Below are 11,417 nucleotides of genomic sequence, written 5' to 3' on the forward strand. Positions count from 1 at the left end.
GCGCGAGGGACATGGCGGGCCTCAAGCTGCGGGACATTGGACGGTGAAGACTACCACGCGGGGCATCTGGCGCAGAAGCGCTGCGGGGGTCTCGATCGGCGCGGTATCGGGCGCAAGTGCGGCGGCCAGTGCCCGGCGCTTGGCGGCACCGGCGATGATCAGCGTCACCAGATCGGCCTGCATCAGGGCGCGCGGCCCGAGCGTCAGGCGCGGATGGGCATGGGGCGCGGTTTCCGGCACGGCAAAGGCGACCCCCTCCCGGTCCAGCACCTCCGCGCGGTGCGGAAACAGAGAGGCGATATGGCCGTCCTCACCGATCCCCAGGAACCCCGCGGCCACCGGCCAGGTCAGGCGCTGCAACCGGGCCTGCCAATGCGCCAGGGCGGGGCCGGTGTCCGAGGAGGAGCCGATGCCGTGATAGGTCAGGGCGGTGCCGGCGGCGGCAAAGGCCGCGCGCACCATGTTTTCGGTCGAATCAGGGTGGTCGGCGGGCACGCAGCGTTCATCGCTGGCGAAGACGTCGATCCGGTCCCAGGGCAGCTCTGCCGCCGCCACCCGCTCCAGCACCGCGCGCGGCGTGCGCCCGCCCGAGACCATGAAACTGACACGGCCCGCGCCGGCCTTGCAGGCTGCCGCCAGACGGCCCGCCAGCAGATTGGCGCAGGCCGCGATACCCGCCTCGGGGTCGGCGACGGGATGCCGCTCAACCATGGACATGGGCGTAGAGCGCCTGCGCCAGGTCCAGATCCTCCTGCGTCTTGATCACGTGGCCGGCCATGCGCCCGACCGGGACATAGCCGATCCGCCCGCTATAGGTGGCGCAGCGCCCCTCGGCGAGTGCCTCGAGGAAGGTGCTTCGCCGCCAGGCGGTGATCGCCCAGACGATGCGCTGGATCGGCGTCAGGTCCTGGCTGTTGGTCTTCTCGTCGAAGGTGAAGTTGACCGGCGATCCCCGGTAGAGGCATTCCAGATTCTCCTCGACCACGCTCATCAGCCCATCATGCGCGTCCTGCCCCAGAACCTCCAGGAAACGGCTCATATCGGGCACCGACAGAAGCGGCGCGATGGAATGGACCTGGACCACGAACTCGCAGTCGTGGTTTTCCAGGAACTCGGCCACGAAATCCTCGCTGGTCGCCGCATTGTCGCCGAGCGCCTCGGGGCGCTGGTGGAAGTGGACGCCCTCGGCCTCGGCGATCTCGCCGAAGGCGGGATGTTCGGAATTGACCCAGATCTCGTCGAAGAGCCCCGCCGCCTTGCATTTGCGGATCGCCTGGGTGATCAGCGGCACCCCGTCGATCGGGGCCAGGTTCTTCTTCGGCAGCCGCTGGCTTCCCATCCGGGCGGGGATCATCGCGATCATGGTCATGCGTCACTCCTGTCTTGGCATCGCCGGGCGACCATAGGGACGAAATGGCGAGGCCTCAATGTGCCCTGAACCGGGCGGCCCAACTTGACAAGGCCGGGGAGCTTGACCAAACACAAGGTCACGTCCCCGCCACCGCTGCAGCGCAGCTAAACCGCTTTTATTTGATTTATTTGCTTGCGGGCGAGGGTCCCCCCGTGACCGCCGCCCCCCGAGACCACGCCGGACAGGACCGTCACATGTCATCTTCGCCGCGCATTGCCGTGTTCACGACCAACCCCAAGGGCATCTATTCCGGCGGGCGCTACCTGTCGATGATGCTGGCCCATGCGCTTGGCATGGCCGGTGCCGAGGTGACCTATATCACCAACAACCTGCCGGTCTTCGACACCGATTTCGCGGCGTTCCAGGACCAGGCCCCGATCCACAAGATTGTCGATCCGAAATTCGGTATCGCGGGGCTGCGCCCGGCAGACTGGGTGGTGGTGATCCCGACCGGCAGTTTCGAAGACCGTTTCTACGACGCGGCAATGCGCGCGGCGCGGACCTGGCATGCCCGCCTCGCGCTGCTCAGTTTTGAGACGCCTAACTGGTTCAGCGCCGTCTCGCCCTTTCCGCGCTCGCCCCTGCCCTCGGAAAGCTGGCGCCAGGCCATTTCCGAAGGCGGGCTTGTGGTCACCATCGCCGAGGAGGGCGTGGGCTTCGCGCGGCGCTATTTCGGCGAGGATCGCGACAGCGCGCCCTTGCGCTTCACCCATTGGCACCCGCCGATCAACGACCTGGCTGCGGCCGGGGTGAGCGTCCCCGAGGAGCGGCCCCGCCGCATCCTGGCCTTCACCCGCACCGAGGATCCGCACAAGGGCGCGGCGGACCTGTTGCGGCTGCCGGCCAAAACCTTCGAGAACCACACCCTGTCGCTGATCTTCGGACGCGGCGAGAGCCCCGATTACGTGGCCGCGCTCCGGCGTCATTTCGGAGGCGTTGCGGGCTTTGCCATCGAAAGCCACAGCCAGATCAGTGATGTCGAGAAATTCGCCCTGCTGGCGCAATCCCGGCTGCTTCTGTTCCCGTCCTATTTCGAGGGCTATGGCTACCCGCCGGTGGAAGCGGCCTGGATGGGCGTGCCGACGGTGGCCTATGACCTGCCGGTGCTGCGCGAGACCGTGGGCGATGCCGCGACTTACGTGCCCCCCGGCGATGTCGCGGGCTTTGCCGCCGCGATCCGGAAAAGCCTAGCCGAGGAGCCGCCGGGCCCGCATATCCGGGCGCGGATGAATGTGGTGCCGGATGTGAAGACCGCCGGGCGGAAATTGCTGAACAGCCTCATCGCCGCCACCAATGCGGTCCATACGCTGGCCGGCGTACCGCGACCGGTGCCGCTGCCCGCCAACCGGGCGGCGCTGGCCGATCCGGCGCTGTCCGGGCTGGTCGCGGGCTATGGCTCGGACCAGGTGCAGGTCCATGGCGTCCGGGCCGAGACCGACGGGCAGACCTTGCGGATCACGGGCCGGGCGCATGGGGCGACCTCGAACGCGCGGCTGCGCTTCCGCATGAGCGGCGCCCTGATCCCCGATATCCGCCTTGCCGACCGGCCGGATGGCGCGCAGGGCTTCGAGACCGTGGGCCGCATCCAGGCCTGGCGCGCGCCGGGGCCCGAGGAGACCTGCAATATCCACTGGCTCAAGCACAACGGCGCGCTGGCCCCCATCGGTCGCGTGGCGGTGCGCGCGAGCCCCGAGATCTACATGACGGCCGGGCTCGTCCAGAAGCATATGCGCAGCCATGCGCTCCGCGCCGGGCCGGAGGCGGTGATCGTGGCCGAAACCGGGGCGCTGCTTGGCGAAGGGTCCCTGTCGCTGGCCATCTCCACGCTCTGCGACCGCCTGGCCAGCCGCTGCATCCGCAGCCGCCTGTGCCTGGTCGGCCCTGCCCCGCGAAAGACCGATGCGGTGGAGTTTGACCTGGCCCCCTTGGCCGACCATGTCGAAATCACCGATGCCGAAGGCGCGGGCGGGGCGCTCATGGCCTGCCTGGAGGCCGGCAGCGCCGGGTTTTCCGTCCTGCCGCCCGAGGCCCTGTCTCCCCACCTGTCGCAGGCTCCGGTCGCGCGGATCTCGACCGGGTCCGAAACCGGGCCGATCCATGTCTTCGGACCGGAGGGGGTCGGCCCCGCTGATTCGGTCGCGATCCCCGATCCGCACCTGGCCCGCCGCGCCCTGCTGGCCCGCAAGGACGGCCCGGTGATTATCCTGGGGGCCGAGACCCCGCAGCAGGCCCTTCCCGAGGCGGTTCTGGAGATCCTGGCCCGGGTCGCGGCCACCCGGGGCGGGGTGCAGGTCATCCTGCCGCGCCGTCTCTGCGCTTTCGACGGCGCCGACCCCGTTCCCTTCGGCCTGGCCGGGTGGGTCGAGGTGCTGGAGGAGGCCCGCCTGTCCGAACTGTGCCTGTCCGGCTCCCGGATCGCCGGGCTGATGATCGGCTCCGATCCCTTCACCGCCGGTTTCGTGACCCAGATCGGCGGCACCGCGCCCGTGACCTGGACCCCAAAGGCCGAGGCCGCGCCCCTGGTGGCCGCGCTGACAGAGGCGTTGGCCCCGCCGCCCGCGGATCGGGACACGGCGCTGGACGGGTTGCTCGACCGGGTCCTGCCCGAGGCCGATCCGGTCGGGCTGCCCGCGCTGGCCCCGATCTGGTCCGGAACCTTCGCGGCCAGACCCCCCGAGAGCCCGGACACCGGGGTGGTGCTGGACCCTGCCGGCGTGCTGTCCTTCTCGACCCCCGATATCGGCCATCACGCGGCGCTGATTGACGGTTGGGCGCAGTCCACGACCGAAGGGGCTTGGATGTCGGGGGCGCTCAGCACGCTCGGCTTTGACTGGGTGCCCGATGGATCCGGGGAGGACAGCGCGCTGCAGCTGGAGCTACTGATCCGCACCGGACCGGGTGCCAAGGCGGGACGCCTCCTGGCCGTCAATCTCAACGGGGTGGAGCTTGGCCGGGTCACTCAACAAGCGAAGCCGGGGGTGCAGAAACATGTCCTGCCGGTGCCTGCGGGCCTGCTGTCCGGCGACGAACCGCAATACCTGCTGCTGGCGCGGATGCCCGCCAAGCCTGCTGACGACATGGTCGCGGATATGGCGCTGGTCTCGCTTGGCCTGACCCCGCCGGCCATGGAAGGCCCCGACTGGGCCGAGTTCGCGCGGCAGGCGGACCCCCTGGCGCCGCTGTTCCACCCCGATGCCCTCACGCAGGACCTGCCCCGGATCATCGGCCATGACCGCGCGGATGTGCCCACGGGGCTGGAGCTGTGGCGCGGCTGGTCCGGCCCCGAGCCCGACGGGCGCTGGAGCGACGGGGCCACGGGGTTCGTCGGCGTCACCGCCGCGCTGGCCCCCGGCCCCGCGACCACGCTGCACCTGTCGGGGGCGAGCTTCGGCACCGACCCGGCCCATATGCAGCGGGTCCGGCTGGTGCTGACCGATGGCGAGGTTGCGGAAGCCTGCCTGCCCGCTCGCCGCAGCACCGTGGCCATCGCCCTGCCGCAGGACCGAGCGCCGGAACAGGGCGGCTATGTCGCGCTGGAGTTTCCCGATACCGCCACGCCCTTCGAGCTGCTCGGCACCGCCGATCATCGCGACCTAGGCCTGCTGCTGACCGACATGACCCTGCAGACCAGCGCCGGCGCGGCCTATGAGGCACGGGCCGAGGGCGGGCCGGCCCCCGTTCTTCTGGCCCGGCGCTTCCCGGTCGCGGCCGGAGTGCTGCGCGTGCAGGGGCGGGGCGATGCGGCCCGGCTGCAGGTCTCGGGCGATGCGGTCTTCGTGACCCCGACCGAGACCGGGGAAGGCGCGGCATGGCAGGCCTGGCTGCGGTTCGACGCGGGTCAGATCGGGACCGGCCACCTGGTGATCAACGCCCTGACGGTCGGGGCGGAGGGGGACGATCCGGCGATCGAGGCCATCACCTTCTGGCCCGACCTGGCGGCGGCGGAGGCTGGTCCGGACGCCCCGACGCGCAGCGATGTCACCCTGTCGCTGCGCCGGGACACCCTGCCGGAGGACACGCGGCCCTGGCTGAGCGCGAACCGCGCACAACATGACGCGCTGGTGCAGGCCCGCCCGCTGCCGCTGCCCTTTGCCGCCCGCATAGCGGATCCAGCCTCGGGAGTCCTCGGGCTCGAGGCGGGATGGGGCACGCCGGAGGAGGAGTTCGTCTGGTCGGTGGATGACCGGGCCGCGCTGCGCCTGCCGGGCCAATTGCCCGAGGCCGATCTGCTCTTCTGTCTTGAGGGCGCGGCCTTCCTGGACAAGGGCCTGTCTCTGCAGCGCCAGGGCCTGATCTGCAAGGGCCATGCCCTGACCACGATCCATGCCCGCGACAGTCACCGCCACGCCCGCTGGTTCGTGCTGCCGCGCGAGATGGCCGGGGCGCGGCACCTGCATCTTGCCCTGCCCGATGCCACCAGCCCGCAGGATCTGGGCCTGTCGGGGGACGGGCGCCGGCTGTCGATGGCCTTAACCGGCCTGCGGCTGACGGCGGGCGGTCAAGACCCCGCAGCCGAAATCGCGCATGACCCATCGGGTTGGACGCTGCGCCTGTTCCGGCCCGATCCGGGGCCTGCGATCCTGGAGGTGTCGGGCTCCGGCACGGCCCCGCCCGGCCTGGCCCTGGCCGGGGGCGATATCGTCCTGCATCCGGTTCGGACCGGGCAGGGTTGGCGGGCGCTGTTCGTCCTGCCTGAAGAGGTGCCCGAAGAGCTGACGATCCTGCAGGTGCCGCCCGATACCGAGGCCGCGCTGACCCCGGAAAACCACGATACCGGGGCGACGCTGCGCCTGGCCGATTTCGAGGGGGTGCAGGCATGAAGGTCGTCATGATCACCAGCGCGCTGTCGCTGCGGTCGGGATCGCCGCGCCAGCGCCAGACCGCGGCCCTGCGCGATGCGCTGTCGCGCCATGCCACGGTGGTCCAGATCACCGTGGATTGCTGGCATTCGGAATGGCCCGACCGGGCGCGGATGCGCCGGGGCGACCGGTTGTTCGCCCCGCGCCTGCACCAGGGCGCGACGCGCCCCTTCCTGTCCCTGCCACGGAAGGCCGCGCAGCAACCGATTTTAGTGCAGGAAGTGGCGGGACCGATGAACGCCGCGCGCTTCCAGGACGGCTGGTGGTCGGCCCGCCGCGAGGAGAGGATGCTGGACCTGGTCGAGGCCGAGACCCCGGACCTGATCCTTGTGACCGATGGCGCGCTGGCCGGTCTGGCCGAGCCCCTCGGACGCCTGCGCCGACCGGTCGTGAGTTTCGACGAGGGGCTGGCCGACTGGTCCCGGCAGATTGCCACCGGCGTCGGCAACAGCGAGCATAGCCGCTGGGTCATCCTTCTGGCCGACCAGGTCGCGCGGATGACCCCCGCAGATGCGCTGCGCGTCGGTGACCGGGCGGGATCGGCGCTGGCCACGCCGCTGCCGGTGGTGCCCGATGACCTCTTCTTCGCCAAGGCCCACAGCCTCGCCGTCCCGGCCACCGGGATATATTGGCTGGACCTGCAGATCCTGCGCCTCTTGCGCGATCTGCGCCGGGATTTCGACCGCCGCGGCCTGACCTTCCCCGAGCCGGTGCTGATCGGCTTCGATGACGCCCTGGTGCAGGGGATGGAGGCGCAGATCCATTCCGACTGGGCGCATCTGCACAATATCCTGGGCACCGTGCGCGCCCTGTTCCTGCCCGTCCCCACCCCGCATCTGACCGGCCTTGTCGACGGGGCCCTGTCGCTCGGCACGCCGGTCCTGACCACGGGCCGCGACGCTGCCGGGTTCGACCTTGGCCAACGCGCCGGTGTCCTGGCCCCGTCCCGCGAGAGGCTTGGCCCGGCGTTGGCCTACCTGATGGAGGAGCGGCTCTGGGACGAGGCCGCCTATCGCAGGGTGGCCGAGGGGGCCCGAACCCGCCTCGACGGCATCGACCGGGAGGCGGCGGTCCACGACCTGCTGGCCCGCGCCGGGACCCCGGTTCCGCCCGCCGATCCGACCTGGACCCCCGCACCCGAGCGGGCCCGGCTGTCACCGCTCGCCCGTGCGCCGACGGTGATCTACAACAGCGCCACCCGCATGCTCCTGCTGCAACTGCACCTGCGCCGCTCCAGCCTGGTGCAGGATGTCCGGCTGTTCACCGCGCAAGGCCGCGAGCTCAACCGGCTGGCGATGGACAGCAAACACATCCTGGCCCCGGTCAACCTTCTGGAAGGCGGCGTGGTCTGCCCGCTGGAGGAGCTCGGCGGCGCCCTGCGCATCGAGATCCACGACATCTTCGGCCTCCTCCACGACACGGAGATCCCGGTCGCGGCGTTCATCGACCTGGACTGCGAAATCGCCGTGGCGCATTACGGCGACACCACCCTCAGTGGCTATTTCTGGACCCGCGACACCGATCCGGCGGCCAGATGGGCGCTTGGTCACGGCGCGCACGACGCGCACGGCGCGCGCGCGATCTCTCTGCCGGGCCGGGGCAGCCGCCCGCTCGCGGGGCTCGGGCTGATGGCCCACCCGTTCCGCGTGCCGCTGCCACCGCCGGACACACCCGGGGCGACCTGGGTTCTGCACCGGCGTCACCAGGGGCCGAACGGGGCCCTGGCCCTGGAGACCCCGAAGCAACGCCGCTACGAAGAGCGTCTGGCCAATATCGCCCAACCGCGCCTGGACACGGCCGAACTGGTGGCGATGAAGGATTGCCATGTCGGCAAGCGGGCCTGGATCATCGGCAACGGGCCGAGCGTGCGCTACGACGACCTGGCCGCGATCCCGAAAGGCGACGTGGTCTTCGCCTTCAACCGCTTCTACCTCAGCTACGATGACCACCCGCTGCGCGAGGATTACGTGGTCTCGGCCGATACGCTCATGATCCAGGATTTCGGCCAGGAGATGATCGACATCGCCGCCGGCACGCCGATCTTCTGCACCGCGCCCGGGCAGATGGATATCCTGCGGGGCGATCACGTCGTGCTGCGGCCCGGGCGCAGCTACCTGCCGCTCTTCTCGCTCGATCCGGCGCAGTTCGTGGGCGTCGGCGGCTCCTCGGTCTTCGTGGCCTTGCAGATGGCCTGGCACATGGGCATCCGCGAGGTGGTACTTTACGGGATCGATTATTCCTTCTCGCTGACGCTGACCCGCGATCCGCGCTATCCCTTCCCGGTGGCCTTCGACGACGACAATCATTTCATCAAGGCCTACCGTTCAGCCAAGCCCTGGTGTCCGCCCACCTGGCGCGATATCTCGGCCGGGTTCCTCAATGCGCGTATAGCCTATGAGATGACCGGCGGGCAGATCATGAACGCCACCCGCGGCGGCAAGCTGGAGACATTCCCGCGGGTCGATTTCGATGCCCATGTGAGGGAAACCATCAAATCTTGAGCAGCGGAATAATCAAGGAGAACCAAGGCTGTGCTACGTCAGCCGCAGTTAGAATACTACATGAGATTTGGAGTCCGAAAAGGTATCGGTTCCTCTTGGGGGTCAATGCCGTGATCCGCACACTCACTGATGAATTCCGGAAGATTAGAAACCTTTTCACCTGGAGAGGAAGACTGATCCTGCTTTTCAGTTCTTCTGGCGAGTTGTGCTCTTTTGGATGTGATTAGATCGGCGCCGTATACTTTAAAAATTGACGCGAGAGTGTTTAGGCGCTCAACGTCTGAATCCAGCTTCATAAGTTCGTCAAAACTCACCATCCCAATAAATTTTTCTGCATTTCTATTTATAAGATCAATCCAGTTCTTCCTATTCTTTCGCCAAGCCATATATTGATTGAAGCTCAAAGATGGCTTGATTTGCGTTGTGTCAACAGCAATCGCACTTTTCGAAAACTTTACCTTATACGCAGAAATAAATGTATCCAAGGGGTTTCTCCTGAAGACAATCGGAAGAAAATCTTTTCGTCTTAGAATGGAATCTTGGATCTTCGCCTCTGTCAGATGTCCACCAAATATCTTGAAGGCGCAGTATGGTTTTTCTGAAAACAAACTTTCATTAATGATAGTATTCATCATAGGATTTGGATCTGCGTGTACAGCCTCAATCAACTCAGAGCTGCGGACAGTGCAGTCTCTTATTTTATAGGATGCCCCCACCTTTTCGAGCGCTTCTTTCAATTCATTACTTTGGGTGTTGCTATTGTATAAATGGACCCCTCTGGGCTGGAATATTTCACGGTAGCTTCTGACATTCTCAAACTCGTGCAAGAGATCTGAAAGGTAGTTTGTGCCCGAGCGGGCAAAGGAGAAAATTGCAAGACACTTCATCTTTCATCCTGCCAAGCTCAGTTCACGACAGGAGCGCAGTGCCGCCGACAGCGCGGTACTGCCCGAGCGTGGCGTCATGCGCAGGATCAGCAACTTTTCATTTTCGGGCGGGGCGCAGGCGGCAACATTGGCACGGTCATATCTGGAAAAAGACGCTTTGAACCACGCCTCGGCCTTCTCCTGCGTGTTGCCTTCAAACTGGGTCAGGACGTTTCTGACCGTGGTCAAATCACCTTGCGGGGTTGTGTCTGCCATCCAATGCTCTCTTTTTCAGATCTGGTTGTGGCCGTGCGCGCGTTGCGGCAGGGGGCGATATGACGCAATGTGCAGTATCTGTGTTTCAACTGCGCGCGTAAACATCTTCATAGCGGATTATGTCATCCTCGCCCAGATAGCTGCCGGTCTGTACCTCGATCATGACCATTGGCACCTTGCCGGGGTTCTCCATCCGATGCACTGCGCCAAGCGGGACATAGACTGATTGGTTCTCGGTCAGCAGCTTGACCTCGTCATCGACGGTGACGCGCGCGGTGCCCGCCACCACGATCCAGTGTTCGGAGCGATGCACATGGCTCTGCAGGCTCAGCGCCGCGCCGGGATGGACATGGATACGCTTGACCTGGAACCGGTCGGCCAGGATCAGGGTCTCGAACCAGCCCCAGGGGCGGTAATCGACGGGCAGTTGCACCGCCTGCTTGGCGCCGCGCGCCTTCAGTGTCCTGACCGCCTGCTTGACGTTCTGGCTGTCGGACATGTCGGCCACCATCACGGCGTCGTTCATCGCCACGGCGACCACGTTTTTCAGCCCGATGCCGATCAGTTCGATCCCGCTGTCCTCCGAGCGCAGCAGCGTCCCCTCGCAGTCGAAGGCGGTGGCGTGGGCCGAAAGCGCATTGCCCTTCTCGTCGCGCTCGGATTCCTGCCAGACCGATTCCCAGCTGCCCAGGTCGGTCCAATGCCCGTCGAAACGCACCACCGAGACGTTGTCGGCCTTCTCCATCACCGCGTAGTCGATCGAGTCCTCGCGCACCCCGGCCCAGAGCGCGGGGTCGATCCGGGTAAAGCCGAGATCGCCGGTGCTGGCCGACAGCGCTGCCTCGACACCGTCCAGGATGTCGGGCGCATGGGCGCGGAAGGCGTCGATCAGGGTCTTGGCCCTTGCCAGGAAGACACCGGCATTCCACAGGTGGCGGTCATCGGCGAAGAGCTCCTCGGCGCGGGCGGCGTCGGGCTTTTCGATGAACCGGGTGAGGTCATGGACGCCGGGGCCGGTCTCTTCCCCTGCCTCCAGCCAGCCATAGCCGGTCTCGGCGCGCGCCGGCGTGATGCCGAAGGTGACGATCTGGCCAGCGGCGGCGGCAGGCTCGGCCAATGCCACCGCATCGCGGAAGGCCTGCGGGTCGGGCACCGCGTGATCCGACGGCACCAGGAGGATCATCGCGTCGGCGTCCGCGCGCGCGGCATAGAGGGCGGCGGCCACCGCGGCCGGCGCGGTGTTGCGGCCCTCGGGCTCGATCAGGATGCCCGACGGCGCGACGCTGATCTCCTCGAGCTGCTCGGAGACGATGAAGCGGAACCCGTCGCCCGTGACCACCACCGGATCGGCGAAGCCGTCCCCTGCAAAACGCCGGGCCGAGGCCTGGAACAGGCTCTCCTCGCCCAGAATATCGGTGAACTGCTTGGGAAAGCTCTTGCGCGAGAGCGGCCACAGGCGCGTGCCGGATCCGCCGCAAAGAAGGATGGGGGTGATCATGGGAAA

Annotated in this window: 7 protein-coding genes; 2 read left to right on the forward strand and 5 right to left on the reverse strand. The window is 67.2% G+C overall.

Going from position 1 to position 11,417, the window contains the following annotated elements; all coding sequences use genetic code 11:
- Positions 1-21: 21 nt before the first annotated feature.
- Together pgl and HNS34_RS17895 are read right to left on the reverse strand one after the other, a co-directional pair.
- Positions 22-717 (reverse strand): 6-phosphogluconolactonase, encoded by a 696-nt coding sequence (gene pgl / locus HNS34_RS17890; protein WP_172321466.1) that lies wholly within the window; start codon positions 715-717, stop codon positions 22-24.
- Positions 704-1,369 carry an acylneuraminate cytidylyltransferase family protein gene (locus HNS34_RS17895; protein WP_172321467.1) on the reverse strand — a complete coding sequence of 222 codons (666 nt, stop codon included), beginning with the start codon at positions 1,367-1,369 and terminating at the stop codon, positions 704-706. Before HNS34_RS17895 ends, pgl begins: the two co-directional genes overlap by 14 nt.
- 236 nt (positions 1,370-1,605) lie before the next feature.
- Between HNS34_RS17895 and HNS34_RS17900 the strand changes: the two genes are divergently transcribed.
- Positions 1,606-6,231 (forward strand): glycosyltransferase, encoded by a 4,626-nt coding sequence (locus HNS34_RS17900; protein ID WP_172321468.1) that lies wholly within the window; start codon positions 1,606-1,608, stop codon positions 6,229-6,231.
- The gene (locus tag HNS34_RS17905) at positions 6,228-8,771 is read left to right on the forward strand and encodes a motility associated factor glycosyltransferase family protein (RefSeq protein WP_172321469.1); all 2,544 of its coding nucleotides are present in this window, start codon (positions 6,228-6,230) and stop codon (positions 8,769-8,771) included. The genes HNS34_RS17900 and HNS34_RS17905 overlap by 4 nt, the downstream gene beginning before the upstream one ends.
- 56 nt (positions 8,772-8,827) lie before the next feature.
- Here the strand turns inward: HNS34_RS17905 and HNS34_RS17910 are convergent, their stop codons facing one another.
- From HNS34_RS17910 to HNS34_RS17920, 3 genes are all read right to left on the reverse strand, one after another.
- On the reverse strand, positions 8,828-9,658 hold the full coding sequence (locus HNS34_RS17910; RefSeq protein WP_172321470.1) for a hypothetical protein: 831 nt from the start codon (positions 9,656-9,658) through the stop codon (positions 8,828-8,830).
- A gap of 3 nt (positions 9,659-9,661) precedes the next feature.
- On the reverse strand, positions 9,662-9,913 hold the full coding sequence (locus tag HNS34_RS17915; protein WP_172321471.1) for a hypothetical protein: 252 nt from the start codon (positions 9,911-9,913) through the stop codon (positions 9,662-9,664).
- 85 nt (positions 9,914-9,998) lie between these two features.
- A complete protein-coding gene (locus HNS34_RS17920) occupies positions 9,999-11,411 on the reverse strand; it encodes a mannose-1-phosphate guanylyltransferase/mannose-6-phosphate isomerase (RefSeq protein ID WP_172321472.1) in 1,413 nt (470 codons plus the stop codon).
- Between the last annotated feature and the right edge of the window lie 6 nt (positions 11,412-11,417).

This window comes from Alterinioella nitratireducens (assembly GCF_013155465.1).
Taxonomy (GTDB): domain Bacteria; phylum Pseudomonadota; class Alphaproteobacteria; order Rhodobacterales; family Rhodobacteraceae; genus Alterinioella; species Alterinioella nitratireducens.